The 26,551-nt window shown below is 68.7% G+C and carries 29 protein-coding genes and 1 pseudogene; 13 read left to right on the top strand and 17 right to left on the bottom strand.

What is annotated here, in order from left to right:
* Nucleotides 1-155: 155 nt before the first annotated feature.
* Both QSK32_RS40845 and QSK32_RS40840 read right to left on the bottom strand, forming a co-directional pair.
* Complete coding sequence (locus QSK32_RS40845; protein WP_285474973.1) at nucleotides 156-1,034, bottom strand: helix-turn-helix domain-containing protein; 879 nt, start codon at nucleotides 1,032-1,034, stop codon at nucleotides 156-158.
* Nucleotides 1,035-1,048: 14 nt separating this feature from the next.
* Nucleotides 1,049-1,297, bottom strand: a complete 249-nt coding sequence (locus QSK32_RS40840; protein ID WP_211275457.1) for a hypothetical protein — start codon at nucleotides 1,295-1,297, stop codon at nucleotides 1,049-1,051.
* A 229-nt stretch (nucleotides 1,298-1,526) separates the two neighbouring features.
* Here QSK32_RS40840 and QSK32_RS40835 point away from each other — a divergent pair, with 229 nt between their 5' ends.
* Nucleotides 1,527-1,709, top strand: coding sequence for a hypothetical protein (locus QSK32_RS40835; RefSeq protein ID WP_285474972.1), 183 nt, complete (start codon nucleotides 1,527-1,529; stop codon nucleotides 1,707-1,709).
* Nucleotides 1,710-1,777: 68 nt separating this feature from the next.
* On the opposite strand, the gene QSK32_RS40830 is transcribed toward QSK32_RS40835, so the two are convergent.
* Nucleotides 1,778-2,317 carry a YbhB/YbcL family Raf kinase inhibitor-like protein gene (locus QSK32_RS40830; RefSeq protein ID WP_285474971.1) on the bottom strand — a complete coding sequence of 180 codons (540 nt, stop codon included), beginning with the start codon at nucleotides 2,315-2,317 and terminating at the stop codon, nucleotides 1,778-1,780.
* Nucleotides 2,318-2,399: 82 nt separating this feature from the next.
* Between QSK32_RS40830 and QSK32_RS40825 the strand changes: the two genes are divergently transcribed.
* Complete coding sequence (locus QSK32_RS40825) at nucleotides 2,400-3,047, top strand: GntR family transcriptional regulator (RefSeq protein ID WP_285474970.1); 648 nt, start codon at nucleotides 2,400-2,402, stop codon at nucleotides 3,045-3,047.
* 3 nt (nucleotides 3,048-3,050) lie between these two features.
* On the opposite strand, the gene QSK32_RS40820 is transcribed toward QSK32_RS40825, so the two are convergent.
* Nucleotides 3,051-4,514, bottom strand: coding sequence for a GGDEF domain-containing protein (locus tag QSK32_RS40820; RefSeq protein ID WP_285474969.1), 1,464 nt, complete (start codon nucleotides 4,512-4,514; stop codon nucleotides 3,051-3,053).
* A gap of 18 nt (nucleotides 4,515-4,532) precedes the next feature.
* Nucleotides 4,533-5,201: a zinc ABC transporter ATP-binding protein AztA gene (gene aztA / locus QSK32_RS40815; RefSeq protein ID WP_285474968.1), complete on the bottom strand. Its 669-nt coding sequence runs from the start codon at nucleotides 5,199-5,201 to the stop codon at nucleotides 4,533-4,535.
* A gap of 50 nt (nucleotides 5,202-5,251) precedes the next feature.
* Here aztA and aztB point away from each other — a divergent pair, with 50 nt between their 5' ends.
* From aztB to QSK32_RS40785, 6 genes are all read left to right on the top strand, one after another.
* A complete protein-coding gene (gene aztB, locus QSK32_RS40810) occupies nucleotides 5,252-6,112 on the top strand; it encodes a zinc ABC transporter permease AztB (RefSeq protein ID WP_285474978.1) in 861 nt (286 codons plus the stop codon).
* The gene (locus QSK32_RS40805) at nucleotides 6,109-7,287 is read left to right on the top strand and encodes a WD40 repeat domain-containing protein (protein WP_285474967.1); all 1,179 of its coding nucleotides are present in this window, start codon (nucleotides 6,109-6,111) and stop codon (nucleotides 7,285-7,287) included. The genes aztB and QSK32_RS40805 overlap by 4 nt, the downstream gene beginning before the upstream one ends.
* A complete protein-coding gene (aztC, locus tag QSK32_RS40800) occupies nucleotides 7,284-8,192 on the top strand; it encodes a zinc ABC transporter substrate-binding protein AztC (protein ID WP_285474966.1) in 909 nt (302 codons plus the stop codon). Before QSK32_RS40805 ends, aztC begins: the two co-directional genes overlap by 4 nt.
* Nucleotides 8,193-8,272: 80 nt before the next feature.
* Nucleotides 8,273-9,430, top strand: coding sequence for a zinc metallochaperone AztD (gene aztD / locus QSK32_RS40795; RefSeq protein ID WP_285474965.1), 1,158 nt, complete (start codon nucleotides 8,273-8,275; stop codon nucleotides 9,428-9,430).
* 578 nt (nucleotides 9,431-10,008) lie between these two features.
* A complete protein-coding gene (locus QSK32_RS40790) occupies nucleotides 10,009-12,942 on the top strand; it encodes an RHS repeat-associated core domain-containing protein (protein WP_353051015.1) in 2,934 nt (977 codons plus the stop codon).
* Between the two features lie 9 nt (nucleotides 12,943-12,951).
* Nucleotides 12,952-13,494 carry a hypothetical protein gene (locus QSK32_RS40785; protein WP_285474964.1) on the top strand — a complete coding sequence of 181 codons (543 nt, stop codon included), beginning with the start codon at nucleotides 12,952-12,954 and terminating at the stop codon, nucleotides 13,492-13,494.
* Here the strand turns inward: QSK32_RS40785 and QSK32_RS45630 are convergent.
* From QSK32_RS45630 to QSK32_RS40765, 5 genes and pseudogenes are all read right to left on the bottom strand, one after another.
* On the bottom strand, nucleotides 13,491-14,102 hold the full coding sequence (locus QSK32_RS45630; RefSeq protein ID WP_353051016.1) for a hypothetical protein: 612 nt from the start codon (nucleotides 14,100-14,102) through the stop codon (nucleotides 13,491-13,493). The two genes, QSK32_RS40785 and QSK32_RS45630, sit on opposite strands and share 4 nt — an antisense overlap.
* A 126-nt stretch (nucleotides 14,103-14,228) precedes the next feature.
* Nucleotides 14,229-14,438 (bottom strand): annotated as a pseudogene (locus QSK32_RS45625) (transposase); the annotation flags it as partial.
* On the bottom strand, nucleotides 14,371-15,009 hold the full coding sequence (locus tag QSK32_RS45795) for an IS3 family transposase (RefSeq protein WP_502872594.1): 639 nt from the start codon (nucleotides 15,007-15,009) through the stop codon (nucleotides 14,371-14,373). The pseudogene QSK32_RS45625 and the gene QSK32_RS45795, both read right to left, overlap by 68 nt.
* A gap of 149 nt (nucleotides 15,010-15,158) precedes the next feature.
* Nucleotides 15,159-15,323: a helix-turn-helix domain-containing protein gene (locus tag QSK32_RS40770; protein ID WP_285474963.1), complete on the bottom strand. Its 165-nt coding sequence runs from the start codon at nucleotides 15,321-15,323 to the stop codon at nucleotides 15,159-15,161.
* A gap of 7 nt (nucleotides 15,324-15,330) precedes the next feature.
* A complete protein-coding gene (locus QSK32_RS40765) occupies nucleotides 15,331-15,531 on the bottom strand; it encodes a hypothetical protein (RefSeq protein WP_285474962.1) in 201 nt (66 codons plus the stop codon).
* 183 nt (nucleotides 15,532-15,714) lie between these two features.
* Here QSK32_RS40765 and QSK32_RS40760 point away from each other — a divergent pair, with 183 nt between their 5' ends.
* Entirely contained in the window at nucleotides 15,715-16,695 is a 981-nt protein-coding gene (locus QSK32_RS40760; RefSeq protein WP_285474961.1) for an AraC-like ligand-binding domain-containing protein, read from the top strand.
* 107 nt (nucleotides 16,696-16,802) lie between these two features.
* A complete protein-coding gene (locus tag QSK32_RS40755; protein WP_285474960.1) occupies nucleotides 16,803-17,237 on the top strand; it encodes a hypothetical protein in 435 nt (144 codons plus the stop codon).
* Nucleotides 17,238-17,301: 64 nt separating this feature from the next.
* Here the strand turns inward: QSK32_RS40755 and QSK32_RS40750 are convergent, their stop codons facing one another.
* Nucleotides 17,302-18,759: an SMI1/KNR4 family protein gene (locus QSK32_RS40750; protein WP_285474959.1), complete on the bottom strand. Its 1,458-nt coding sequence runs from the start codon at nucleotides 18,757-18,759 to the stop codon at nucleotides 17,302-17,304.
* 30 nt (nucleotides 18,760-18,789) lie between these two features.
* On the opposite strand from QSK32_RS40750, the gene QSK32_RS40745 reads away from it, so the two are divergent.
* On the top strand, nucleotides 18,790-19,995 hold the full coding sequence (locus tag QSK32_RS40745) for an ABC transporter substrate-binding protein (protein WP_285474958.1): 1,206 nt from the start codon (nucleotides 18,790-18,792) through the stop codon (nucleotides 19,993-19,995).
* Entirely contained in the window at nucleotides 19,995-20,576 is a 582-nt protein-coding gene (locus tag QSK32_RS40740) for a hypothetical protein (RefSeq protein ID WP_285474957.1), read from the top strand. The genes QSK32_RS40745 and QSK32_RS40740 overlap by 1 nt, the downstream gene beginning before the upstream one ends.
* On the opposite strand, the gene QSK32_RS40735 is transcribed toward QSK32_RS40740, so the two are convergent.
* A complete protein-coding gene (locus QSK32_RS40735) occupies nucleotides 20,573-20,971 on the bottom strand; it encodes a DnaJ family domain-containing protein (RefSeq protein WP_285474956.1) in 399 nt (132 codons plus the stop codon). The genes QSK32_RS40740 and QSK32_RS40735 overlap by 4 nt on opposite strands.
* A 72-nt stretch (nucleotides 20,972-21,043) precedes the next feature.
* Here QSK32_RS40735 and QSK32_RS40730 point away from each other — a divergent pair, with 72 nt between their 5' ends.
* Nucleotides 21,044-21,583 (top strand): barstar family protein, encoded by a 540-nt coding sequence (locus QSK32_RS40730; RefSeq protein ID WP_285474955.1) that lies wholly within the window; start codon nucleotides 21,044-21,046, stop codon nucleotides 21,581-21,583.
* 166 nt (nucleotides 21,584-21,749) lie between these two features.
* On the opposite strand, the gene QSK32_RS40725 is transcribed toward QSK32_RS40730, so the two are convergent.
* The 5 genes from QSK32_RS40725 to QSK32_RS40705 form a co-directional block, all read right to left on the bottom strand.
* Entirely contained in the window at nucleotides 21,750-22,562 is an 813-nt protein-coding gene (locus QSK32_RS40725) for a hypothetical protein (protein ID WP_285474954.1), read from the bottom strand.
* A gap of 393 nt (nucleotides 22,563-22,955) precedes the next feature.
* Nucleotides 22,956-23,510: a hypothetical protein gene (locus tag QSK32_RS40720; protein WP_285474953.1), complete on the bottom strand. Its 555-nt coding sequence runs from the start codon at nucleotides 23,508-23,510 to the stop codon at nucleotides 22,956-22,958.
* Nucleotides 23,507-24,352: a carbohydrate ABC transporter permease gene (locus tag QSK32_RS40715; RefSeq protein WP_045744860.1), complete on the bottom strand. Its 846-nt coding sequence runs from the start codon at nucleotides 24,350-24,352 to the stop codon at nucleotides 23,507-23,509. The genes QSK32_RS40720 and QSK32_RS40715 overlap by 4 nt, the downstream gene beginning before the upstream one ends.
* Entirely contained in the window at nucleotides 24,349-25,254 is a 906-nt protein-coding gene (locus tag QSK32_RS40710) for a carbohydrate ABC transporter permease (protein WP_045744861.1), read from the bottom strand. Before QSK32_RS40710 ends, QSK32_RS40715 begins: the two co-directional genes overlap by 4 nt.
* On the bottom strand, nucleotides 25,251-26,528 hold the full coding sequence (locus QSK32_RS40705) for an ABC transporter substrate-binding protein (protein WP_045744913.1): 1,278 nt from the start codon (nucleotides 26,526-26,528) through the stop codon (nucleotides 25,251-25,253). Before QSK32_RS40705 ends, QSK32_RS40710 begins: the two co-directional genes overlap by 4 nt.
* Nucleotides 26,529-26,551 lie beyond the last annotated feature (23 nt).

Here is a 26,551-nt window from a genome sequence, read left to right as displayed (position 1 = left end):
GTCGTGAAGCAGTACACCGAGCAGCAGAACCGTCCCGGTTAAGGCACTGCTCGGGCCTGGCGGCCCTCCCAGCGCGGGCCTTCACCCCCGGCCTGAAGGCCGGAGCACTGGCCCGCATCCCGGTAGCGGAACCCCGTTGACCGGGTGCCTCACCGTCAGTCGCCGATCTGCCCGCGGTAGTACGCCGTGTACTCGTCCAGCAACGCGTCCACGTCACCCGTGGCAGCCGTGTGCAAGCGCTCGAACAGATCCCGGTAGAGCCGGATGTCGGCCCGCCCCTGCGTGGTCATCGACGTGTTGAAGAGGTCGATGATGACAACCTGGTCGTCCACCATTTCGAACGAGTGCAGGGCGAAGTCCTTGACGAAGGCCCGAGCCGGCAGGATCCGGAGGCTGACATGGGGCAGGGCGTGCATCCGCCGCAGGTGCCGAATCTGGACGATCATGTCTTCCGGCGTGCCCACCCCGGCACCCAGCACCGATTCGGTGATGACGAAGAAGAACTTCTTGCCGGCGTCACCGAGCACCTCCTGCCGCGCCATCCGCCGGGACACCGCGGACAGCAGGTTGCCGTGGGTCTCCGGCGATGTGGGGTCAGCGGCGGTCAGTGAGCCCAGATTCGTGATCACCACTTGGGCGTAGCTGCTGGTCTGCAGAAGTCCCGGCACGAGGGACGGGTTGAAAACCCTGACCACGGCACTGTTCTGTTCGATCCGGTGGATCGACTCCTGAAGTTGCGGCAGGCCGCGCGGCTCGGTGCGGACATCGTTCATCCGCTGCTGGGCACGCCGCGCCAGAGCGACCAGGGCCTCGGTCTCGGCATCCGAGAGCTCCATGGCCCCGGCAAGCCGGTGAACCTCGGCCGGATCCGCGAGCGAGACACCTGTCTCCAGCCGGGAAACGGTCGGCTGGCTGATCCCCGCTCGCCGGGCGAGCTCGGCACCGGTCAGCCCGGCACGCCGCCGAGCCGCCCGCAGCGCGGACCCGACCGCTCGCGGGTCGTCCTCAGCGGACGGGCTGACCGGCTCAGCCATCGCCCGGCCACCGATCACGACATCCGATGGGCCGCGTCCAGCAACAACTCCAGCGGAATCTCAACGAACGTCTCCCCTTCCGGCAGTTCCACCCCGGCAACGCCACCCGGAACCACACCCCCCTGCACCACCAACGATCCATGTGCGGTCCGATAGACCGTGGGGCAGCTGCCTGTCGAGCACGCGCCGGAGATCATCTCTGCCTGGACGGGCCGCGGAACGGAAGAGTCAGTCATTTCGCCAAAATCCCTATTCATCAGCATGGCCAAAACCTAGTCAGTATTCCCAGCCGCCAGCCTGTATTCAAGGAAATTCAGCCCCCAGGGCGCCTCCCCGTACCCTACTGGCCAGCTATCTAGTTGCACTACGCCGGATTGCCACCTAGCAGATCGAATTCATATCGGTATTTCAAAAGACGAATATTCATTGATATTCAGCACATCCGTGCGCACATTCTTAGAGAAAGCGCAACGCGCCTCACCAGGAGTGGACATGAACGCATCCGGGCTGTACCTCGTCGTCGCGGGCCTCTGCATGGCGCTCGCCCTGGTCTCGCTCAAGAACGCCCTCGCCCCGATCGGCGAGATCGTCCGCGCAGCAGCGGCGCTCGCGCTCGTCGGCCTGGCGATCGGGGCCTCGCTGGTCTTCCTCATCGCCGCCGCCCTCGCCGGCTGATGCGGCCATCGCCGGAAGCAGATCACCCACCGCCCGTCCCGCTGGAAACGGGACGGGCGAGATCGATGTCAGGCCGGGATCTCGGCGGTGACGACGATGGTGGCGCGGCCGATGACGTGCGGGAACATCGTGAAGCCCAGCACCGCCGGCGTCGCCTCCGCCGCCACCTCGACGCTGTCGACGTCGAGGGCGTGCACCGTGATGAAGTAGCGGTGCGCGCCGTGGCCGGCCGGCGGGGCCGCGCCCAGGAAGCGGGCCGAGCGGGCGTCGTTGGGCAGCTGGAACGCGCTGGCGGGCAGGCCGGTGCCGGTGTCGTCGCCGGCGCCCTCGGGCAGGGTGGTCACGGTGGCGGGGATGTTCGCCACGGCCCAGTGCCAGAAGCCGGAGCCGGTCGGGGCGTCCGGGTCGTAGACGGTGACGGCGTAGCTCTTGGTGCCCTCGGGGGCGCCGCTCCACGTCAGCTGCGGGGAGATGTCCTGGCCGCCGGGGACGCCGAACAGGCCGGACATCTGTGCGGCCGGCCAGGCTTCGCCGTCGGCGACGGTGGTGCTGGTGACGGTGAAGTCCGCTGCCTCGGGGAGGCGGGCGAACGGGTTGTTGCCGGTCATGGGTTTCCTTCCGGAAGGGGTTCGACGGGATCGACCGTAGCACGGAAAATATATTTTCCTCGTGATGGTCTATGATCGCTGTATGAGTCAGTCGCCACAGCCCGACGGCAAGCAGATGCTCTCCGGGCGGATGTACACCGCGCTGCGCGAGGCGATCCTGCGGGGCGAGTTCGCGCCGGGTGCGGCCCTCAAACCGCAGGAACTGGCCACCCGGCACGGCGTCAGCCTGCCGATCGCCCGCGAGGCGCTCGTCCGCCTGGTCGGTGACGGCCTGGCCGACCGGCTGACCAACCGCGGTTTCGCCGTGCCCCGCCAGTCCGACGAGCGCTGGCAGCAGATCGGTGAGACCCGTCGCATCGTCGAGCCGGCGACGCTACGCCTGGCGATCGCCCGCGGTGACCTGGAGTGGGAGGGCCGGGTCCGTGCCGCGCACCACCGGCTGGCGCGGACGTCGTTCGACGACCCGGAGGCCTGGTCGGAGGTGCACCGGCTGTTCCACCGCACGCTGCTCGAGGGCAGCGGCAACGCCGTCCTGCTGGACACCTTCGACCGGTTGTGGCTGGCCAGCGAGCTGGCCCGGCGCTGGTCCGGCCGGCGCAACCCGGACCGGGACGCGGCCGGGGAGCACCGCCGCATCGAGGAGGCCACGCTGGCCCACGACGCCGATCTGGCGGCCCGCCTGCTGACCGAGCACCTGACTCTGACCACCGCGGGACTGGCCGGGAGCTGATCCTCAGGCCGGGGCGAACGCCGCCCGGTTGCGGCCCTCGTCCTTCGCCACGTACAGAGCGGCGTCCGCGCGCCCGAACAGGTCGGTCGCCGTTTCCTCACCGTCCCAGACCGCGATGCCCGCGGAGAAGGTCTGACCGAACGGTGTCAGCGGGCGCAACCGGTCCAGGAGCGCCGCCATCTGCGGGCCGCTGCTGTCCGGGACCAGCAGGGCGAATTCCTCCCCGCCGTAGCGGGCGAGCAGGTCGTCGCCGCGGATCCCGCTCGTCCACGCCGCGGAGGCCTCCTTCAGCAGGCGGTCACCGGCCTGATGGCCGAACCGGTCGTTGTACCGCTTGAAATGGTCGAGGTCCATGACCGCCAGGACCAGGGGTCTCCCGTCGCGGCGGGCCCGTTCCAGGGCTTTCGGCAGCGCCTGTTCCCAGGCCCGCCGGTTCGCCAGGCCGGTCAGCGCGTCCCGCTGCGCGAGTTCGGTGAGTTCCTCGGTCTGGCGTTCCAGGACGTCCGCCTGCCGTTCCACCTGCCGGACCAGCACCGCCATCCGCGCCACCACCAGCAGGAACATCACGATGCAGCCGAACGCGATGGCCCCCGCGTCGGTGACCCGGTGGTGGCCCTGCCACGCCTGCCAGGCGAGCAGCAGCGGCGCGATCAGGGTGGCCCCGGCCAGCAGCGCCAGCCGCCAGCGGGAGAAGTGCCGGTCGCTGATCAGGATCGGCTTGGCCAGGTCGGCGATGCCGGGGTGCAGTCCGGCCACCCCGTACAGGCCGAAGGCGAGTAGGTAGCCCGCGTCCATCAGGTGGCTGGTGAAAGTGCCCGCGTCGAACTGGAAATGGTCGGTGAACGCCCAGGCGTAGTCGGCCGCGAGATAGCTGACCATCCCGGCGGCGAGCAGACGGAACGCGCCGTTGCGGGCGCCGCCGCCGACCAGCATCCGGGCCACGAGCGCCAACAGCAGCAGATCGATGACCGGGTACGAGATGGCGACCAGTCTCCCCACCGCGGTCAGGTCCGCGGCCTCGGTGACCGGTTTCATCAGGTACACCCAGGCGACCAGGGCGAACGCCCCGGCGAGGATCACCGCCTCGATGACCCCGGCCGGGTCGCGGGTCGGCAGACGGCGCAGCAGCACCAGGGTCAGGACGACCGCTTCGAGCAGCCCGGCCACCAGGTAGAAGGCGTCGGCGGGCGCGGGATAGGAGAAGTCGTGCAGGTGGCGTGCGTACCAGGCATAGGCGACGTCACCGCAGACCGCGAGCATCTGGCAGCCGGCGAAGGCCCGCCACAGCCCGGCGGCCGTCACGCCGTCGCGGCGTAGCCCGATCAGCATGGCGATGATGCCGGACAGCGCGATCGCGTTGTAGGAGATGGTCTGCACCCACGAGTCGGGGGTGGCGAAGTAGGCCATCACTGCGACCGCCATCACGACCAGGTACCACTTCCAGAGCGGCCGCTCCTGTCGGCCCATACATGCTCCTCGCCGGTGTCACCGTCGGTGTTCTTGCCGTCCCATTCCACCAGGTGTGGCCCCCGGGTGCAGGTCGATCGGCGCGGGCAGGCGCAGGGTCCGGCCGGCGAGGGCGGCCTCCTCGTCGTCGTGGGTGGCGACGATCACGGCGGCGCCGTCGCGGACCCGTGTGGTGAGCAGGTCCTGGACGCGACGGCGGCTGCCGGTGTCGAGGGCGGCGGTCGGTTCGTCCAGGACGAGGACGTCGGCGTCCTGGGCGAAGGCCTGGGCGATCAGGGTGCGCTGGCGCTGGCCGCCGGAGAGTTCGCGCAGGCGGCGCCGGGCCAGGTGGGCGATCCCGAGGTCCTCCATCAGGCCGGTGACCGTGGCACGGTCGTGGCGGGTGAGGCGGCGCAGCAGCCCGGACGGGGTGAAGCGGCCGATGCGGACGCATTCGGCGACGGTCAGCGGGAGGGCGTCGATGTCGCCGGTGCGCTGCGGGAGCAGGGCGACGCGGATGCCGGGGTCGCGGTGGACCGTGCCGGCGGCGGGTTTCTCGATGCCGGCGAGCAGGTGCAGCAGGGTGCTCTTGCCGCAGCCGTTGGGGCCGGTGACGGCGAGCATGGTCGCGCGTTCGGCGCGCAGGGTGACGTCGCGCAGGACGGGGACGCCGGCGTACCGGAAGTCCAGGTGTGTGGCGGTCAGCACCACTTCCCCCTTAATGACAACGATTTTCATTGCAGTATATTCGCCCGGTGATGTCGACCCTGACCGAGCCCTTCACCGTCTCCTTCGTCCTGCGCGCCCTGCTCGGCGGCGTGCTGCTGGCCGCCGTCTGCGCACTCACCGGGGTGTGGGTGATCGCCCGCGGCATGACCTTCCTCGGTGAGGCGATGAGCCACGGCATGCTGCCGGGCGTCGCGGTCGCGTCGCTGCTCGGCGGCAACCTCGCCCTCGGCGCCGGGCTCAGCGCGTTCGCGATGGCGGCCGGGGTCAACGCGCTGCGGCACAGCCGCGAGTTCGGCCGCGACACCAGCATCGGCCTGCTGTTCGTCGGCATGCTCTCGATCGGCGTGATCGTGGTGTCGCACTCCCGGTCGTTCGCCACCGACCTGACCGCGTTCCTCTTCGGCGACGTCCTCGCGATCCGCACCCCCGACCTGCTGCTGCTCGCCGGGGCCGGCACGGTGGTGGCGGTCGTCTCGGCGGTCTTCCACCGGCCGTTCCTGGCGCTGACGTTCGACCCGCGCAAGGCCCGCACACTGGGGCTGCGCCCGGGACTGGCGAACGTCGTGATGATGATCCTGCTCACCGTCACGATGGCCGTCGCGTTCAGCGTCGTCGGCACCCTGCTGGCCTTCGGCATGCTGATCGCCCCCTCGGCGGCGGCGATGCTGGTCGCGCGGCGACTGCCCGCGGTGATGGCCACCAGCTTCCTGATCGGGTCCGCCGCCACCGTGCTCGGCCTCTGGATCTCCTGGTTCGCCGCGACGGCCGCGAGCGCCACCATCGCCGCCGTCGCCGTCCTGATCTTCTTCGCGATCCTCGGCGTCCGCGCCGCCCTCGCGGCCGCACGCCGGGCCCCGCGAAGCGTCCCCCCACTGGAAGGTTCTCTGTGATCAGAAGAAGTGTCGCCGCCCTCGGAGCGGCCATCGGCACGGCGCTCGTCCTGTCCGCCTGCGGCCCCCCGCAGGATCAGACCGAGGAGCAACCGCACGGGTACGTCGCCGGCGCCGAAGAGCTGGCCGAGGCGCAGACCGCCCTGGCGTACGCCACCCGCGACTCCCGTGAGCTGCACCTGCTCGACCTGGCGAGCGAGCAGGAGAACCAGGTCCCGCTGACCGTCACCGCCCGGGAGTTGTCCGAGGACGGCCGGTTCGTCTACGTCGGTGACGGCGACCGGACCCTGGAGATCGTCGACGCCGGGGTGTGGACGGTCGACCACACCGACCACGTCCACTACTACCGGTCGCAGGCCCGCACGCTGGGCACGGTCACCTTCGAGACCACCGTCCGGACGGTCGCCGGCTCCGGCCCGCACACCACGGTCGGCACCGCCGACGGCCGGATCCGGGTCTACGACCGGCGGCAGCTGGAGGAGGGCACCGTCGGCGAACCGGTGACGATCGACTCGCGGGGCAGTACGGCGCTTGCCGTCCCGTACGCCGAAGGACTCCTGGTCGCCGTGGGTGACGACCCGGCGAAGCCCGCGAACCGGATCGTGGCGATGGACGCCGGCGGGAAGCCGACCGGCGCGCTGGAGACACCGTGCGCGGCGCCGTCCGGGTGGGCGGTGCTGCGCGGCGGCGTGGTGATCGCCTGCGAGGACTCCCTGCTGCGGATCAAGCACACCGGCACGGCGCTGACCGCCGAACGGCTGGACTCCCCCGGCGGCCCGGTCCCGCCGGCCGATTTCGGTCACCGGCCGCGCAGCAACGAGGCCGCGCTGGCCGGAGCCGGCGGCATCTGGTCGGTCAACGCCTCCAAGGTCACCCTGAAACACCTGCCCGCGGACGGCCGCGAGCTGGTCGCGGCGGCCTCCCCCGCCGACGACCGCACGGTGCTGGCGCTCGACAACGACGGCACGCTGATCAGCTACGAGCTGGACACCGGGACGGTGATCGCGCAGGCGCCACTGGCGGCGTCGACGCTGACCCTGGACGTCAGCCGCGCCTACCTGGCGGTGCCGGCCGACCGGGTGATCCTCGAGATCGACTACGCCGACGAGCTGCGGACCGCGCGGACCCTGCGCACCGCTCAGCAGCCGGACCTGGCCGTGGAGGTGGGCCGGTGAGGCGGCTGGCGGCGATCGTCGCGGCAACGGCGGCCCTGCTCGGCGGCGCGACGGCCTGTACCACGGACGACGGTCCGCACATCGTGGTGACGACGAACATCCTCGGCGACGTGGTCCGCGAGATCACCGGCGACGCGGCGTCGGTGACCGTGCTGATGAAACCGAACGCCGACCCGCACTCGTTCGCGATCTCGGCCCGCGAGGCGCACACCCTGCAGACCGCCGACCTGGTCGTCTACAACGGGCTGGGCCTCGAGGAGGGTGTGCTGCGGCACGTCGAGTCCGCGGCCGCGGAGGGGGTGCCGGTCGTCGAGGTCGGCGCGCAGGTCGCGCCGCTGGAGTACCGCGACGGCGACGCGGCGGGACTGCCGGACCCGCACTTCTGGACCGATCCGTCCCGGATGGCCACCGCCGCCGGGCTGCTCGCCGAGCAGATCACCACCCACGTGACCGGGGTCGACGCCGCCGTGATCCGGGCGCGCGCGGCCGCGTACACCAGGAAATTGACCAACCTGGACACCGAGCTGGCGGCGCGGTTCGCGGGCCTGGCGGCAGAACGCCGCGTGCTCGTCACGAACCACCACGTCTTCGGTTATCTCGCCGACCGCTACCACCTCGAGGTGGTCGGCACGATCCTGCCCAGCGGGACGACGCTGGCGTCGCCGAGCGCCTCGGACCTGGCGTCGCTGGTCGGGGCGATCGAGAAGTACCGGGTTCCGGCGATCTTCGCGGACACCGCACAGCCGGACCGGCTGGCCGAGGTTCTGGCCGCGGAGGCGGGCCTGACGGTCCGGGTCGTCGGCCTGTACTCCGAATCGCTGAGCGATGTGGACGGTGAAGCGGCGAACTACCTGGCCATGATGCGGTTCAACGCCGACGCGATCATCGGCGGCCTGTCCGCCTGACCCCCGGGTCCGGCCTCGCAACGGCCTCTGCTTAAGCTGTAGTTGAAAATGATTTTCGTTTTGAATTGGGAGAAGACACTGTGAACCGACGTGGCATCGCCGTCATCGCGGCCGCCTCGCTGGCCCTGGCCGCCTGTGGAAACGAGACGAGCGCCGCGCCGACACCGGCCTCGGCCGTGGTCAACGAACCGCTCACCGTCACCTACGACGGCGGCATCCAGATCCTCGACGGGGACACCCTGAAGGTCGCGCACACCGTCCCGCTCGCCGGCTTCAACCGGGTCAACCCGGCCGGCGACGACCGCAACGTCGTTGTCTCCACCGAGGCCGGCTTCCAGCTCCTCGACGCCGGCGCCGGCAAGCTCACCGACGTGACCTGGCCCGGCGCCAAACCCGGCCACGTGGTCCGGCACGCCGGCAAGACCATCCTGTTCACCGACGGCACCGGCGAGGTGAACAGCTTCGACCCGAAGGAGCTGGCCACCGGCAAGCCGCAGGCCCGCCAGTACAAGACCGCGCAGGCACACCACGGCGTCGCCGTCGAACTCGCCGACGGCACGATGATCGTCACCGTCGGCACCGAGGAGAGCCGCACCGGCGCGCTCGCACTGGACAAGAACGGCACCGAGATCGCCCGCAACGAACAGTGCCCCGGCGTCCACGGCGAGGCCGTCGCCCAGGGAGACGTCGTCGCGCTCGGCTGCGAGGACGGCGTACTGCTGTTCAAGAACGGCGCATTCACCAAGGTCGACAGCGGACGCGCGTACAGCCGGATCGGCAACCAGGCCGGCAGCGACGCCTCGCCGGTCCTGCTCGGCGACTTCAAGATCGAACCGGACGCGGAACTGGAGCGCCCGACCAACTTCTCCCTGATCGACACCGTCACCGACAAGATCACTGTGGTGCCGATGCCCCAGGGCGTCAGCTACACGTTCCGCTCCCTCAACCGCGGACCGCAGGGCGAGGCGCTGATCCTCGGCACCGACGGCAACCTGCACGTCGCCGACCCGGCCACCGCGAAGATCACCCACTCGTGGCCGGTCGTCGCCGCCTGGACCGAGCCCCTCGACTGGCAGCAGCCGCGCCCGGCGCTGTTCGTCCGCGGCAACGACGCCTACATCACCGAGCCCGCCACCAAGAAGGTGCACCAGCTCGACCTGACCAGCGGCAAGATCGTCAACTCGGCCACCCTGGACTCCGTGCCCAACGAGATCAGCGGCGCCGTCGCCGGCCACTGACCGTCACTTTGGCTCGGCCTCCGTCTCGATCATGGGACGGAGGCCGAGCGTTCTGCTTTCCTCTCTCAGATCAAAATCGGAAGATCGATGTCGTAGCGGGGTGGTGGGTACAGACCGTCGCTCCCGCCGAGGGCCCGGCGGTCTTCGCCGGCCGCTACGCGTCCGGAACGCTCAGGCCACCGGGCGACCTGCGTAAGCGGTTGCGCCCATCACTCCCGTGGTCTGGCGCTGTCGGCTGGTTTGATGTTGCCTCCAGGACGGGACCTTTGTTCTCTGAGCTTGAGTTTTGACCGGTGCGGCGTGGCCTGGGACTGCTTGAGATCCTCGCCGACAGCGGAGCGTCGGCGCTGGGGCGGTTCGTCACCGGAACCTCGAGGAGGGTCGTGTTGAGATCCTCGCCGACGGCTGAGCACCAGCGCTGGGCTTCGTGAGCAGCACGAATCAATGGCTGGCGCGCGCAGTGTCAGCAGTAGATCCGCCGAATGCCGATTTTGTCAACTTTTTCGTTCTTGAGGTTTCTCAGTCGAGAAGTAACTCATTCCCAGGTACTGCACAGCAAATAGCGTGATTGCCGCGTCCTGGGATGCCGATGTGACCTCTCTGCTCGCCGGTTCGCGCGCGGGCTGACCGTTCGGCCGATCCGGGTCTGCCGTGTCAACCGGCTCACCCTCGACGGCAACCAGCAGGCCACCGTCTTCACCTACGACACCGACGGGCGCGTGGAGACCAGCAAGGACCCCAACGAACGGATCACCCGCACCACCTACACCGCCGACGGGCAGATCGACACGATCGTCAACCCCGACCTGAGCACCACCAAGTACACGTACGACGACGACGGCCTCGTCACCGCCGTGGAAAACCCGGACAAGGGCGTCACCCGCTACACCTACAACAAAGCGGGCCAGCCCCTGACCCGAATCCTGCCCGGCGGCAACACCACCACCTACGACTACGACACGCTCGGCCGGCTCTACTCCACCAAACAGAACGACGGCTCGACCGTCACCCGCACCTACGACGACGCCGGACGCGTCACCGACCTCACCTACAACGACACCGACACCCCCGCCGTCCACTACAACTACGACGCCGCCGGCCGCCGCACCGCCATGACCGACGGCACCGGCACCACCGACTACACCTACGACCAGACCGGCCAGCTCACCACCACCCGCGACAGCGCGGGCAACACCGTCGGCTACACCTACGACGACGGCGGCCGGCTCACCGCACTCACCTACCCCAACGGCAAAACCGTCACCTACCAGTACGACACCGCCAGCCGAATGGCCTCGGCCACCGACTGGACCGGCAAGAAGACCACCTTCTCCTGGACCGCCGACGGCCAGCGCAAACAGCTGACCAACCCCAACGGCGTCACCAGCATCAACACCTACGACAACAACGGCCAGATCTCCGCCATCGCCCTCGCCCGCGGAACCACGGCCATCGACAACTACACGTACGGCTACGACAAGGCCGGCCAGCTGACCACCGCCACCACCCCGGCGGGCAGCCAGAACTTCACCTTCGACCAGGTCGGCCAGATCGACTCGGTCACCACCACGGGCGACGGCGCCACCGGCGACTACGCCATCACCCCCAACGGACTCCTCAAAACCCTGCCCAACGGCACCACCAACGACTACAACGCCAGCCAGCAGGTCACCCGGACCACCACCGCCGGCGGCACCGCGGTCGCCCACACCTACGACCAGCGTGGCAACCGCATCCTCACCGACACCACCGCCACCAGCAGCAGCTACAACCTCGAGCTGCCCACCGCCGCCTACCACTACGACCAGGCCAACAACCTCACCGCAGTCGCCACCGCCGGCATCACCGTCACCTACGGCTACGACGGCGACGGCCTGCGTACCCGCCGCACCACCGGTAGCACCACCACCAACATGGTCTGGACCGCCAACAGCAGCATGCCGTTGCTGCTCGACGATGGCACCCACTCGTACCTCTATGGCCCTACCCTCACCCCCTACGCCCAGGTCGACCGCACCGGCGCCATCGAATACCTGCACACCGATGCCCTCGGCTCGGTACGCACCATCACCAACGCCGCCGGCGCCACCATCGCCACCAACACCTACGACGTCTACGGCACCCGCACCCACCACGCCGGCAGCACCGACAGCGCCATCGGCTACACCGGCGCCTGGACCGACCCCGACACCAACCTCGTCTACCTGCGCGCCCGCGACTACGACCCGGTCACCGGCCAGTTCCTCACCATCGACCCCAAGGTCGACGACACACTGCAGCCCTACGCGTACGCCGAGAACAACCCGCTGCAGAACACCGACCCTGCTGGCCTCTGCGCCGACTGCAACTGGATCGAGAACCTCGTCCTCAAAGGCCCGTCTCAGGAAACCCTCACCACGGGCTTTACCGGCGGCGTCATCGACTTCCTCACCGGCGTCGGCGACGCGGCAAGCTTCGGCCTGACCGGCCTCGCCCGCGAAGCCATCAGCCCCGGCGCTGACTGCTTCGTCAACACCAATAGCTGGGCCTACAAAGCCGGCGAATGGTCCACCTACCTCGTTCCCGGCGGCGGTGCCGTCAGGGGTGCCGCGAAGCTGGCGGTCACCGCGCTTAAGAGCGGCGCTGCCAAAGTCGGCTACAAAGCCGTCAAGAACGTTGTTAAGAAGGCTTTTAAGAGAGGTTGCCCGAGACACAGTTTCGCGCCGAACACCCGTGTCCTCATGGGTGACGGGAGCACTAAACTTATCCGGGACGTAAAGCCGGGCGACAAGGTTCTGGCAACCGATCCGATCACCGGCCGAAGCGCCATTAAATCGGTCACCGTCACGCACTCTAACCAGGACACGTACCTTACCGACGTCACGGTCAAGGCCATCCGATCGGAAGCCGATCAAGAATTCCGGCCTGGGTCAACTCAACCAGTTATCTTCACCACCGCCAATCACCCGTTCTGGGATCAGAGGAGCGATAGCTGGGTTGCGGCTAGCGAACTGGTCCCTGGCGAATCTATCCTGCTGGCCGCCGACGGGAGTCACCAGCTCGTCACCGCGGTCCGGAACCGCATTTCCAGTCAAAACATGCGCGACCTAACTGTCGCCGACATTCACACCTATTATGTCCTCGCAGGTAGCACCCCTCTACTCGTTCACAACTGCGACGGGGTACAGCTCGAAGTCACCTACAAGCCTGAATGGACGCCCGCCCAGAGAGTCGCGGCTGATGCCAAGGTTGCAGCATTGAACAGCGATGGAAACCTTGTGGTCACCGCGGTCAAGCGCTCCAAGTCGGCAAGCAGCTCTTGGAAAAGGGCCGGCAACACCAAGCCTGCTGGATCCGACATCGACCACACCAAGGACCTCCAGCTTGGAGGCGTCGACGACATCACGAACATGAACCCTCTCGACCTTTCCGTGAATCGCAGTTTGGGATCCCAGATCGCCAAACGCATCAAACAACAAGGCCTGCAACCAGGAGACCGGGTATGCTCGATTGTCATCCAAGAAAGATGCTAAGGAGCCACATTGAGTTCCCCTCCGCTGAACACCTACCACGTCATTCGGACAGACGCAGGACTCGGCGCCCTGTGGCAGCCGGAAGGCTTCTCCGATATCTCAAGTCTTGAAGAATGGGAAGATAAGGTCTCCAGAAATGAGTCCATTGAGCAGAATATCAGAAATGGAATATTTGTACCCTTAAATGTAGGGGGAGACGGTTCGTGGCAGGTGGCGATTCGCAATGGAGGCCTCTCGGGAAGGGAGAATAAGTTCCTGCTTGTCGCCTCGGAAGCATACCTGCTGAAATCTCGTGGAACCGTCGAGCTCGGCGGCCTAGAAAACGTCGGTGGGTATGTGGGTGGGGGCATCAAAATTCCGCTCTCCCCAGGCGCCTACACCGTACAGGTGAATTTGATCGAGTGGGACGCAGAGCCAGGAAGTTCTGACGCGGATGGAATGCCCACCGAATCAGCCCTTCCCGACTTCGTTATCTTAATATCGCATGCGCCGAAAGAGGCCGTCCGATATCGGACCAGCGTGGAAACTTTTGAGCGTCCCGCGGACGGTTAATCACTGAGCCTTTTCATCCTGAATAGGGCGGGTTCTCGACATGGCGCCGGCACTGGCGGCACGCCGCTGTTACGGCAGGCCCCGATCAGCGGCGTTGAGATCCTCTTCTTCTTGTTGCTTGGGCTGTTGTTCGGGCTGGTGACGATGTGGACGTCGTGGCGGGTGGCTGGCCGGTTGTTGCGGTGTCCGGCGGGTCGTCCAGGTCCTGGCCGGGAGGGTTTCGGTGCGGCGGCGGGACTGCCGGTCTTGCCGCGTAGGTGCCGAAACCCTCGCCGGACGCGGGCGGGCGTGAGTCGCTCGGCTGATGCGGGGCGTTCCCAAGGTCGGCGTAGATCAGCGACCGCGCCGCGAGCCAGCCGCAGCTGGGTGTAGGCGGCCAGGACGAGCCGGGTCCAGCGGTCGGCGGCGGCCGGGTCTCGTAGTTTCGGGCGGGTCCAGCCGAGGGTCTGTTTGAGCATGCGGAAGGTGTGCTCGATGTCGACACGGCGCAGGAACGCCTGCCGGGCCAGGTCGACCTCACGGTCGTCGGCGGCGGGGTGCGACCACCAGAGCCAGACCGGTTTCGCAGTGGCGCCGGACGGCAGCCGCTCGACGGTCAGCCGGATCACGGTGCCTTCGACGATCGGTAGCGGGCCGTTCTCGCTGATCCAGGCGGTTCGGTGGGTCAGGCGTGGATGCAGCCGGTGCCAGGCTCGGGCGGTGGCGGTGCCGTAGAGACGGGTGTCGGTCTCGGTGGCCGCGTCCGGGTCACCCCAGCTGGCGGGATCACTGAAGAGGAACTCGCCGCCGTGCCGGGGCGGCCGGCCGGCCGTGCCGGGGGTCCGGGGTGGTGCGGGCGGCGCAGAACCCGATCGGAACGCATTCTGACCAGGACTTTCACGGGTAGATCCGTGAGCAGGAACGCCAGCCGGGGGCCGTCGTAGCCGGCGTCCGCGACGATCCACATGTCGGGGTCGCCGGCTGCCATTGTCGGGCGGTGATCAGCCGTTCGACCACCTCACGGAGCTGGGCCGCGGTAACCGTGGCCGTGTCGTCGCCGGGTGCCAGCCGGCGAGCGTCCAGCGGCGCCGTCCACGAGCTTCGTCCCGTTTCCAAGGCCGTGACCAGCGAATACGGCCATCCCGGAACCATGATGTGAGTGTCCTTGCCGCGGCCGTAGGTGTGGCAGAGCACCCGCTGCGGGCAGGTATGAGCTTCCGGCCGCAGCCAGCAGGTCACGTCGCGTAGCCCGGCTTCGCGCATCAGCCGCTCGACGGTGCAGCGGGCCACCCGTACCCCGCGGCGCAGTATTTCGTGCCAGATCTTGCGGGCGCCGTAGACGCCGTAGTTCTCCGCGTGGATCTGCTTGATCAACGCGGTCAGTTCGGCGTCACGCCGCGAGCGTCGCGAGGCGGGGCGGGTCTTGGCGGCGTAGTACGTCGACGGTGCGATCGCTGCGGGCGTGCCTTCCAAGGCCAGCAAGATCGGCTGGACACCGTGTTCTTCCTGGTGGGAGTCGACGAAGTCGACCTTCATCGCGACGGACGGTCCAACTCCGCCGCGAAGAAACTCGCCGCGGACTTCAAAATCTGGTTCGCCCGCCGCAGCTCACGATTCTCCCGTTCCAGAGCGGCGAGGCGTTCAGCGTCGCTGCTGGTAGTGCCCGGCCGGTCGCCGGCATCGGTCTAGGCCTTCTTCACCCAGCCGCGCAACGCCTCCGGATGAACCCCGCACTGATCGGCGATCCGCCGAATCGCGCCGACCGCGGACGCCGGGTCCCGGCGGGCCTCGATCGCCAACCGGGTCGCACGCTCACGCAGATCATCGGGATACTTCTTCGGGGCCGGCATCGTTGAATCATCTCCCAGGTTTCGATGCCTCCATCAAACCCGGGGCGGGACACTTGCCACTGGAACCGGACGCGAGCGTGTAGACGCCGCCGCCGACCGGGACGGCGGCCGCTGCGGACTGCGGGACGGGAACGGCGATAACCAGCGTCAGCACCCCGGTCAGCCACAGGGCGCGGTGGAACGCCCGTGCGGCGAGGGTCTTACCCATGGATTCTCCCCTGCAGTTGATTGAACTAGGTCGATAGTTAGACCCACGGGGAGCGGCGCGATAACACGAAACGATGGAAAAGATTCGGCGCGTGCTGCGTGTGTGTCGGGAAGCGGCGGCCCGCTTGGCGGGGTCCCCGGCCTTTGTCACCCTACGGACAGGGAACCGACGAAGGTGGCGACGATGCGCGTGGTCTTCAGCAGCGACGACCTGCCGGAGGCGGACCGGCTCGCCGGATACCGCGAGGTGCTGTCCCGGGCCGACGTGCCCGTCGACGTCCACGCCGAACCGGAGGAGCCGATCCGGGTACGGATGAGCACCATGGACCTGGGCGCCATCGAAGTCGCCGCGATCGCCGCCACCGACAACGCCCGCGTCCGGATCGACCGGCCGCAGCGGCTCGTCCGGCGCAGCGACCCGGACGCCTTCCGCCTCATGGTGGCGCAGCACGGAAGCATCGCGATGACCCAGGGCGACCGGACACCCCGGCTGACCGCGGCACACATGTCGTTCTACGACACGTCCCGCCCGTTCCGCGGCTGGCGGCAGGCGGACGACGGCCGCTTCCACGTGACCATGATGACGGTACCCCGCGCCCTGCTGCCGATGCCGGCGAACCTCGTCAAAGCCATGATCGGTGTTCCCATCGACGGCCGGCGCGGCGTCGGGGCGCTGATGGTCGACGTCGTCAACCGGCTGCTCACCGACTCGGCACACTGGGCGCAGGTGGACGCCGGACGGCTCGCCACCGTGGTCGTCGACCTGATGGCCGCCCTGCTCGGCCACGAACTGGGCGCCGAACCGACCCGGACGGCGTCACCGGAGTTCCGGCACCGGATGCTGCGAACCAGGATCCACTCCTTCATCCACGACCACCTCCACGACCCGGACCTGACCCCGCGGACGATCGCCGCCGCCCACCACATCTCAGTCCGCCTGCTGCACCAACTGTTCCGCGACGAGGGCGGCACCGTCGCCGCAACGATCCGCGGCGCCCGGCTGGAACGCTGCCGCGCCGACCTGGCCGAACCACTGTGCTCGCCGTGGACGATCCGGCAGATCGCCGCCCGGCGGGGCTTCCCCAACTACAGCCACTTCAGCAGCCTGTTCCAGGCCACCTACGGCATCTCCCCCCGCGCATGGCGCGCCCGGCCGCGGCCCTGACCGGCCGGGTGCACGGGATCGGAACGCCCGTGCGCGCATCGGCAACGACAGCGGCCGCCCCGCGGCGGCACCATCGAGGCAGCACGCATCCGACGATGGAGGAGCGCATGTACACGGGGAGAATCGTCACCGGCGCCATGGCCGCGGCCGCGATGTCCGCCGCCCTGCTGACCGGGCAGCCGGCCGCCGCCGCACCACCCGGATCCGCGACCGCGCTGGCCGACCGGTCCTGCACGGTGACCACCACCTGGACCTGCTTCACCACGGCACTCTGGGTTCCGGCCGGGGCGAACCCGCACGCCGCGACGCTGAACATTCCGTGGACGGCGCCGAGAGAGCCGTACCCCGGCGACGAGACACCGGTCAACTCGTTCGTCATCCTCCGTAACACGAGCACCGGCGCCGAAGTACGGCCGCCTGACAACAGGTACTACGGGAACGAGCACGACATCTGGGGTTCGGACTGGCCGGCCGCGTACTACCGGGCTGAGCTGCACTGCCCGTACGGGTGCCAGGGCGCCCAGCTCTACTTCGACAACTGACGGGCGCAGCCAACGGGGGCACGCCGTCCGGGATGTCGCATCCCGGACGGCGGCGCGCGTCTGCCTACCGTGAGCCGGTCAGAGTGTGGACGTCGGCGGGGCGGCCGAACGCCCGCGACCAGCGGACGGCGTCGGTCACGCCCGCGGTGCCGCCCAGCCCGGCGCCGGCCAGCCGGTCCGGGTGCCAGCCGGCTGCCAGCAACTCCGTCCACTGACGGCCGTCGAGGGTCAGCACGCGCAACGCCGGGAACGTGGCGAGCACCGGAATGTCGGACACCTTCGCCCCGGACAGGTCCAGGCGGACCAGGTTCGGCAGGGCGGCCAGTGCGGCCACCGGCACCGGCTCGTCGTTGCCGGCCAGGAGCAGATCGAAAACGGTCGGCGGCAGTCCGGTGAGGTCCCACCGGGCGGCCTCCACGTGCAGGTGCTCGAGCGGGAGGGCGGTCGGGGACGCCATGGTGAAGGAGGGGACTTTTTCGCGTACCCCCAAAGATCGAAGGTTGGTGAAAGGTTCCAGATCGGCGACGTCGACCGGGGCGTCCGTGCGCAGCTTCGCCCCCTGCACCGACGGCGGCAGGTCCGCGATGCTGTCCGCCCGCACCTGGGGGTCCGGCGGTGACGCGCGTTCCTTGTCACCACCGGTGAGTGCCCGGCGCAGCAGGTCGGTGACCGAACCGATGACGTATTCGACGGGCGCCCACACGTCCCGCCCGTGCATGACGATCTGACCGGAACGGCCCAGCGGCCCCGGGTCCAGGTCGACGGCCGCGAAGTTCATCCCGTAGTCCCGGGCGAACGTCACCCAGCCGCTGCTCGCCGACGTCCGGCGCACATGCCCGGCCGGCACACAGTCGAAGATCACGGCGTCGTCGAACAGCTCGTCCTGATAACCGGGCAGGTCCTGCCGGCTCCAGGTGACAAGCTGGTCGAGGGGTACGAGCACAAACGGGTCCAGCAGCCCCGACTCGTCGTAGTCGTCGTGGATCAGCCGGTACAGGGCACGCAGATCCTCCGGCAGGCGCAGCCCGAGGACCCGCTCGGCGGCGAGGATCGCCTCCTCGGTGTGGCCCGGGGCGTACCCCTGCGGGTGATGTCCGGAAATGAACGCGCCGACCAGGCGCTCGACCTCGGCCAGCACCGCCGGGTCGGTGACCCTCGTGTCGGGGACGCCGGGTTCCCGGGCGGGCGGCGTCTCGTGGCCGGGAAGGCGGAAGTCCTCATCGAGGACGATCCGCGCGGGCAGCGACGGAACGTCCCGCGACCAGTGGATCGTGTACGTCCCGTCCGGATCGCCGATCATCTCGAACACCAGGCCGCGGCCGGCGACCTCGGTGAGCCCCCACGTGGCGTCGTCCAGATCCTTGTTGAGCCAGCGGCCCAGCAGGGACGGCTCGCCCGCCGTCGTGAAGGTCTGGCTCTGGACGCCGTGCCGGTGCACGGTGGACAGCTGGTAGCCGGGCTCCCGCAGGCCCGCGGTGAAGGCCCTGCCCAGCCGGTGCAACGCCTCATCGATCTCGGTCACGCCGGAATTGTGCCAGCGTAGGGTCGAGCGATGACCACACGCGTGACCTGGTGGCTCGGCCGGGGGCCCAGCCCACGAGAGTTCCAGGACCTGTTCGTCGCGCCGTTCAACGCCGGCCAGAACCGGATCCGGATCGACCTGCGCGTGCTCACGGCCAACGCCCGCGAGCAGACCGTCGCGGCGCTGCGGGACGGCACCGGGCCCGACATCGTGATGGTGCCGCGCGCCGGGGACTTCCTGTCGGTGGCCCGGCAGGGACATTTGCTCGACCTCACCCCGCATTCCCGTTTGTACGGGTGGAACAGGCGCCTGCTCACCCCGGCCCTGCGGATGGCGGCCGTGGACGGCGGCCTCTACGGGGTGCCGCGCAGCACCGAGACGATGGCCCTGCTGTTCGACCCGGCCACCCTCGACGGCCTCAGCTGCCGGCCGCCGGTCACCGCCGCCGGCCTGGAGACGGCCGCCGCGCGGGCGCTCGCCGCGGGACTGCTCCCCTTCGGGGGTGGCTGCGGCGACTTCCCCGCATCGTGCGAACTGCTGTGGACCCTGGCGGTCAACCACCACGCCGGGCCGGATGCCGTCCGGGCCGCCCTGCGCGGGGAGCTGCCGTGGACGTCGGCGGTCTTCGCGGACGCCGTCGCCGCGCTGTGCGGATGGTTCGAGCGGGGCTGGTTCGGCGACCACTACTTCACCGACACCATCGAGCGGGGCGTCGGCCGGGTGCTGGACGGCACGGCCGCGATGGCGCCCGCGATGACGGGCATGCTGCCGGAGAACCCGGCTGGGCTCGACGTGGTGCCTTTTCCCGCCCTGCGCCCCGGGATCACCTCGCCGGTGTACGTGTTCGGCACCGCCAGCCTGCTCGGGATCAACGCCGCCTCGCGGGTGCCGCAGGAGGCCGCCGCGGTGCTCGACGCGCTGTTCACGCCGGCCGTCCGCAGCCGGTTCAGCGCGGCGATCCCCGGCGACTGGAACATTCCGCTCGCCGCCCCCGGCAGCCTGACCGGGATCGCGCCACGAATCTTCGCCCAGCCCGCGGACGGTGTCACCGAGGCCGTCGTGTCGGGGCGTCACGGGTACGCCACCTGGTCCTTCTTCCCGCCGAAGACCGAGGCGCTGATCGTGGACCAGGTCCGCCCGCTGGTCGAGGGCCGCCTGACGGTCGCCGAGCATCTGCGCGCGCTGCAGGACGTCTTCGCCGGGGAGTTGGCGGCCGGCGCCCGGCCCGGCCTTTGATGATCCGTGTGTGGATTCATATCGGGCGGTTCTGGAGCAACGGTGAACAGTTCCTCGCCGTCGACAGCGCCGGGCGCGCCGACTGGCGCGGGGACAGCGACGACGAGTTCGACCGGACCCTGGACCTGACACCGTCGGAGGTCGGCCTCACCGTCGGTCCGCGCACCGCGGCTCTCGTCGGCGGGGACGGCGTGGTCCGGGACGACAGCTGGGTCGAGATCTTCCGGGACGGTTCCGGTGTGCTGGCGTTCGTGCAGGCCGCGGGTCCGGACTACCGGAAGGTGCTGGCCGCGGCGCTGGCCCATCCCGACGATGCGGACCTCGACGGCCCGGTGGTCGGAGCCGACAGCGGCGAACTGGCCGTGTTCACCGCGGCCGTCGACGGCAACGGTATGTTCGAGCCGGCCAGCCCCGGCCCGGTGCCCGCCGAACACAGCCCGCCGTCACGAGGCGTCGACCCGGGACTGCTGATCAGCACCGACGGTGTGACTGCCTACCGCCTGAAGGTCCGCTGGTTCACACAACTCGACGAGTCGAACTGCTTCGCGCGCTGGCTGCTCATCCCGGCCGCAGCAGCCTAGGGCTTGTCCTGCCCCCGGCGCTCCCGCCACCCGGCGACCTCCGCGTCGACGTCCCGCGGCGGCAGCACCGTGGGCGGACCGTCCATCATGCCGAGCCGGGCCTTGCGCAGCCGCTCGTTCATCTCGGCGACGTAGCCCCGTACCTCGGACTCGGTCCGCAACCGGTCGACCCGCTCCGCCAGGTCCTCCACCTCACGCCGCAGCGCCAGGGTCGGCGGGATCACCCCGGCGGTGGCGCCCTCCCGCTCCAGCCACTCCTTCACCCACCAGTCGTCGTCGTACTCCCGGCCGTGGTCCGACAGGGGCTTCCCCAGCCCCGGCAGGTTATCGAACTCGCCGCGCTCGGTGGCCTCCCGCAGTTGCCGGTCGATCGACGATTCGTACCAGTACGCCATACCCCAACCCTAGCCACCCCGCGCCCGCATACTCCTGCATAGCTCGGCCAAGTGGTTTGGGATAGTGCGGACATGGCGGTCTTCACGGAGGAAGAAGAGGAACAAGGGCGCATCGATTGGGAGGTGCTCCACGACGGCGGTGTCGGTGCGTTCCAGGCGGCGAAGACACTCGACGGTGCAATCCGTGACCTGCGCGAACGGGGTTACGGTGTCGCAGAGGTGTCGAGCCTGGCCTCATCAGCCACGCCGGTCAGCGCCGAATCACACCCGGCCCTGGCCGGGGCTGACTATCAGTGGTCCACGGTCTTGACGAACCTGATCAGCCAGGTCTCGATGCGCTACTGCGGATGGTCGGCCAAGAACCTCGATGCATTCTGTGACACGCTCCGCTGTATCGACTTCTCCGGGGTCGCTGGGTGGGTCCTTGTCCTCCGGGACTTTGACCGTTTCTTTGAAGCCGACGCTCAGCGGGCGGTCGGTGCGATCGACGTGATCGCACAGGTTTCCCGTGAGCACCTGATGCGCGGCAATCGACTCTTCACGCTTTTGCACGCCGAGGGCCAGGTTGTGGACCTCGGGAAAATCGGCGGTTTCAAGGTGTGGTGGCAGTAGCCGGAGGTCGTGTGATCCACGCAGGTGGCGCCGAACCTCGGCGACACGGACCCAGCCCCGAAACCGGTGCACTGAAAGCGGCTGACACCCGGTCCCCGCATTCGGTTCAGCCCGACAACCCCCAAGATCATCAATTCGCGAGGATCCCCAGTCTTCTCCGGCAGGTTCAAGGGCGAACACGCACGTAGGCGCGATCGTCGAAACTTACCTGACCGGGCAGCACTGCTTTGGTGCCGGCGAGCTCAGCCACACACCAGGGATCCTTGTCGAGCAGCCGGGCAAGCTCAGACTCGGACGCGGCCAGCGTTTCACCGATGAACGGATAGCCGTCGCTGGCGATCACCAGCTCGTCGATGTCATCAGGCAGCTGATGCACGACCACCAACGACGGCGGAACCGGTCGTCCATCGATAGCGGCGTACCCATACGGCCCGACCCTGTTACGCAGGGCGCCTTGCCGCCCGGTGAGAGAGCGCGCCGCGAGTCGTCCGGGATCAGCCTCCACCACCCGTTCCATGGTGACTCCTCCGGCTGCAAACTCCGCAGCTAGAACGGCAGACCGGAAGGCTGCCGCTACGCGGTCGACGAGTTTGCGTGGCTGCCCGACCGAGGCGGGCAGCCCTCGATAGGCAAACCCGACGTCGCCGACCTGCCAAACCTCCCGCCGCGCTCGCGAGTAGACGGTAACCGCCGCGCTCGGCCGCTCGGCCGCGGCCAGTTCGGGATCGATACGGGCGCCAAGCTCCGCTGTCATGACCGCTACTGCCACATCCGGTGCAGCGTATTCCGGCAGGTCCTGGATTGCGTCACGGCATGCTGCCATGGCCCACCACCCGCCCGTCGCGCCCTCATAGGTCCGGCCGCTCACATCCGTAGCTCCGTCGATCACTGCCAGATGGCCGGCGGTCACAACGATCGCGTCCTCGCACCTCTGCGGATCCCCGAACTTACCCAGCACGAACTGCTCCACGATCTCCACGGAGCCAATACTGACCCAAGCGCCCCGGATCACGGAGATTGCGAACTGGTGCGACTCAACCAAGGCGCACCGACCCAAATCCATGCTTGTAGGGACAGAACCCCGCGTTAGCGCACGAAATCACTGCGGTCACGTCGGAGGGCCGCATCGTCGGCCTGTCATTCGCTGGAACTAGGCTGACGAGTCGTGGCAGGAGAGCAAGCACACCACCACACCTGGGATGAGATGTGACCCCGAGCAGACGACTACTGGCAGAATCGGACGCCCTCTACGAAAACCTCCTTCTCATGAGGGCAGCTCAGGCCGAGACGACAGAGGCGATAGCGCTCGTCCAAGGCCGGCTTGAGGTTCTCCTCGCTCAGAACAACGAGATGCTTCGGCAGGCCGACCGACTCACGGCCCGGTGCCGCCACCTGCCTCCGCGGGCATCTGCCGCCGGTTGACCGCGAGGGCGGCGAGCAGCAGCAGGCCGGGCGTGACCAGGGCCAGCGGCGGCAGCATCCACCCGACCGCGACCGCGCCGAGCAGAGCGCCGGCGATCAGCGCGCTGCCGACCGGATCGGAAACGGTCTGGCGCAGGGACGACCGGAATGCGAAAACTGAGCCGGGCCGCCACGAACCGGCCAACCGGACAACGGTGATCGCGCCGAGGGCGGCGACGAGCAGGCTTGCCGTGAACGCGACGGGCCCCGCCTGCCGGCCGGCCGTCAGGTTCCAGGTGAGCACCGCGGCCAGGAGCGGCAGCCCGGCGCTCAGCCCGGGCAGTCCGGCGAGGGCGGCGCGGAAGTCGGCGTACACCGTGGATCCGCCTTCGCCGTTGATGTGGCGGCGCAGGTGGCCGGCGCCGGCGATCGCCGCGGGCAGGGCCGTGATCAGGCCCAGCGACGCCAGCGTGACCAGCACGCCGGTGAGCAGCACCTCGCCGAACAGCGCGAATCTCGGGTTCATCCTTTCAGCCCCTGGGTGGAGACGCCCTCGATCAGGTAGCGCTGGAAGACGAAGAACATCAGCATGACGGGTACGAGTGCGAGCACGGCCATCGCGATCTGCGCCCCGTAATCCGAGGTGCTGGTCTGGTCGATGTACAGGCGCAGTGCCAGCGGCAGCGTGTACATGTCCGGTTTCTTCAGGTAGAGGAGTGGGCCGAGGAAGTCGTTCCAGCTCCAGATGAAGGCGAAGATCGAGGAGGTGACGATCGCGGGGCGCAGCAGCGGCAGGATGATCGACCAGAAGACGCGGCCGTGGCCGGCGCCGTCGACCTGGGCGGCCTCGTCGAGTTCGCGGGGCATGCCGCGAATGAACTGGACCATCAGGAAGACGAAGAACGCGTCGGTCGCGAGGACCTTGCCGATCAGCAGGGGGACGAACGTGTTCACCAGTTCGGCTTTCTGGAACACGATGTACTGCGGGATCAGCATCACGTGGGCGGGGACGAGCATCGTGCCGATCATCAGGGCGAACCACAGGTCGCGGCCGGGGAAGCGGATCCTTGCCAGCGCGTACGCGCTGACGGCGCTGGACACGACGACGGCGATCACCGACAGGACGGCCAGCAGCAGCGAGTTGCCGAAGAACTCCCAGAAGCTTATCCCGGCGATCCCGGACAGCGCGGTGCGGAAGTTGTCCAGGGTCGGCGTGGCGGTGAACGGGTTGGCGCTGCCGACGATCTGGCTGCGGTCCTTGAACGAGGAGGCGACGGTCCAGACGCCGGGATACAGCACGACCACGAGGACGGCCAGCGAGCCGAGGTGGAACCCGATGCTGCCGGCCCGGCCGCGTACGGTGCTCATGACGGGTCACCTCCGTAGTGGACCCACGACCGCGACGTGCGAAACATGATCAGTGTCAGGGCCGCCACGGCGAGGGCGAGCACCCAGGCCATCGCCGACGCGTACCCCATCCGCAGGTCGGCGAAGCCGCGCATGTAGAGGTAGAGCGTGTAGAACAGGGTCGAACCGGCCGGGGAGCCGTTGCCGCCGGAGATGACGTACGCCGAGTTGAAGATCTGGAACGCGTGGATCGTCTCCAGGATCAGGTTGAAGAAGACCACCGGGGAGATCATCGGCAGGGTGATACTCAGGAACCGGCGGATCCGGCCGGCGCCGTCGACCAGGGCCGCTTCGTACAGTTCGGCGGGGACCTGTTTCAGACCGGCCAGGAAGATGACCATCGGGGCGCCGAACTGCCAGACCGACAGCAGCACGAGCATCGGCATCGACAGGGACGGGTTGCCGACCCAGCCGCCGGAGTTCCAGCCGAAGAACCGGCCGATCTCGTCGACCGCGCCCTCCGCGCCGAACAGGGCTTTCCAGACGATGGCGATGGAGACGCTGGCGCCGATCAGCGACGGGGCGTAGAAAGCCGACCGGTAGAAGCCCTGGCCCCGGCGCCGGCCGTTGAGCAGCAGGGCGACCGCGAGGGCGGCGGCCAGTTTCAGCGGGGTGGCCAGGACGACGTACCCGAGGGTCACGGTGACCGAGTGCCGGAACCGTTCGTCGGCGAACAGTCTGGTGTAGTTCTGCGTGCCGATCCAGGACGGGCTGCTGAACAGGTCGTAGCTGGTGAACGACAGGTACAGCGAGGCGATCATCGGACCGGCGGTGAGCAGGACGAAACCCAGCAGCCACGGGGACAGGAAGAGGTAGCCGGCGGCGATGTCGCGCCGCCGGCGCACGTCGACGGTCGCGGTCACTGGGTCAGGGCGTCGGTGGCGTCGGCGAACCAGCGTTTGGCGGCGTCCGCCGGGGTCGTCTTGCCGTAGGCGATCTCTTCGGCGATGGTGAGGAAGTCGGTCTCGATGGTGCCGAAGCCTTCCGGCAGGGCGCCCTGGGAGGCGCCGACCGAGGATTTCACGCTCTCCTCGTACGCCAGCACCTGCGCGTCGACGCCACTGGCCTGCACCGCGTCGCGTTGCGCCTGTGTGACCGGGACGCCTTTGGACGTACCGAAGATCTTGCCGACCTCGGGGTTGTTGATCAGGAAGTCGACCAGCTTGATCGACTGCTGGGGGTGTTCGGAGTTCTGCGCGACGGCGAGCAGCATCGACGCCTTGTAGAACAGGCCGCTGGTGCCGCTGTCGGTCGGCAGGGTGAGCTGCTTGAACTCGCCCTTGCCGCCGGAGTCGCCGAGGTATCCGGCGAGCTGGTTGTCCCAGGCGAATTCGCTGGCGGTGCGGCTCTTGGCGAACGGCGAGACCGGTTTGAGCGCGGTGACGTCCTTGGCCGGGAGCAGGGCGGTGGGACGCAGCGCGGCGGTCGACTCCCACCACGCGGTCAGGTCGGCCTCGGTGAAGTTGAGCTTGTTGCCGGTGAACGGGTCCTTGCCGGACTGGCGGATGTGGTGCAGGAAGATCCAGAAGACGCCGGTGTAGTCGACCGACCCGTAGACCCTCTCCGGGCGTCCGGCGCCCTTGGCCGAGACGTCGGTGATGAACTGCTGGTACTGCGCCCAGGTCAGCGGGGTGGTCGGCGCCGGGATGCCGAGGTCCGCGAGCAGGGTGGCGTTGTAGAACATCGCGAACGCGTTGGTGCCGGTGGGAACGGCGTACGTGCCGTCGTCGTACCTACCGGACGGCAGGATGTTCGGGTCGATGCCGTTGACGGTCAGGCCGTCGCCGAGGTCGTCGTCGAGCCGGCGCAGCTGCCGGGTCCGGGCGTATTTGGCGAGATAGGCGAGATCCATCTGGAGTACGTCGGGGAGGCTGGAACTGGCGGCCTCGGTGGACCGCTGCTGCCAGTAGACGTCCCACGCGGCGAACGAGGTCTGCACCTTGATCGCCGGGTTCTGCTGCTGGAACAGGTCGATGGCCTGCTGGTATTTGGTGGCGCGGTCGTCGTTGCCCCAGAAGGCGAAGTTCAGCGTCGCCGCGCCGGAGCCGTCGTCCGCGTCCCCTCCCCCGCAGGCGGCCAGGGTGGTGGAGGCGGCACTCAGCGCACCGAGCACGAGTAGCTGACGTCGATCGACCATCATGGTTTTGTATCGTTACATGA

The sequence above is a fragment of the Actinoplanes sp. NBRC 101535 genome (assembly GCF_030269225.1).
Taxonomy (GTDB): domain Bacteria; phylum Actinomycetota; class Actinomycetes; order Mycobacteriales; family Micromonosporaceae; genus Actinoplanes; species Actinoplanes rectilineatus.
This window is presented reverse-complemented; position numbering and strand designations above follow the sequence as displayed.

Coding starts and splice junctions, on each gene's coding strand:
- QSK32_RS40845 (WP_285474973.1), bottom strand. CDS start 1,034: ATGGCTGAGCCGGTCAGCCCGTCCGCTGAGGACGACCCGCGAGCGGTC.
- QSK32_RS40840 (WP_211275457.1), bottom strand. CDS start 1,297: ATGCTGATGAATAGGGATTTTGGCGAAATGACTGACTCTTCCGTTCCG.
- QSK32_RS40835 (WP_285474972.1), top strand. CDS start 1,527: ATGAACGCATCCGGGCTGTACCTCGTCGTCGCGGGCCTCTGCATGGCG.
- QSK32_RS40830 (WP_285474971.1), bottom strand. CDS start 2,317: ATGACCGGCAACAACCCGTTCGCCCGCCTCCCCGAGGCAGCGGACTTC.
- QSK32_RS40825 (WP_285474970.1), top strand. CDS start 2,400: ATGAGTCAGTCGCCACAGCCCGACGGCAAGCAGATGCTCTCCGGGCGG.
- QSK32_RS40820 (WP_285474969.1), bottom strand. CDS start 4,514: ATGGGCCGACAGGAGCGGCCGCTCTGGAAGTGGTACCTGGTCGTGATG.
- aztB (WP_285474978.1), top strand. CDS start 5,252: ATGTCGACCCTGACCGAGCCCTTCACCGTCTCCTTCGTCCTGCGCGCC.
- QSK32_RS45795 (WP_502872594.1), bottom strand. CDS start 15,009: ATGAAGGTCGACTTCGTCGACTCCCACCAGGAAGAACACGGTGTCCAG.
- QSK32_RS40770 (WP_285474963.1), bottom strand. CDS start 15,323: ATGCCGGCCCCGAAGAAGTATCCCGATGATCTGCGTGAGCGTGCGACC.
- QSK32_RS40765 (WP_285474962.1), bottom strand. CDS start 15,531: ATGGGTAAGACCCTCGCCGCACGGGCGTTCCACCGCGCCCTGTGGCTG.
- QSK32_RS40760 (WP_285474961.1), top strand. CDS start 15,715: ATGCGCGTGGTCTTCAGCAGCGACGACCTGCCGGAGGCGGACCGGCTC.
- QSK32_RS40755 (WP_285474960.1), top strand. CDS start 16,803: ATGTACACGGGGAGAATCGTCACCGGCGCCATGGCCGCGGCCGCGATG.
- QSK32_RS40745 (WP_285474958.1), top strand. CDS start 18,790: ATGACCACACGCGTGACCTGGTGGCTCGGCCGGGGGCCCAGCCCACGA.
- QSK32_RS40740 (WP_285474957.1), top strand. CDS start 19,995: ATGATCCGTGTGTGGATTCATATCGGGCGGTTCTGGAGCAACGGTGAA.
- QSK32_RS40735 (WP_285474956.1), bottom strand. CDS start 20,971: ATGGCGTACTGGTACGAATCGTCGATCGACCGGCAACTGCGGGAGGCC.
- QSK32_RS40730 (WP_285474955.1), top strand. CDS start 21,044: ATGGCGGTCTTCACGGAGGAAGAAGAGGAACAAGGGCGCATCGATTGG.
- QSK32_RS40720 (WP_285474953.1), bottom strand. CDS start 23,510: ATGAACCCGAGATTCGCGCTGTTCGGCGAGGTGCTGCTCACCGGCGTG.
- QSK32_RS40715 (WP_045744860.1), bottom strand. CDS start 24,352: ATGAGCACCGTACGCGGCCGGGCCGGCAGCATCGGGTTCCACCTCGGC.
- QSK32_RS40705 (WP_045744913.1), bottom strand. CDS start 26,528: ATGGTCGATCGACGTCAGCTACTCGTGCTCGGTGCGCTGAGTGCCGCC.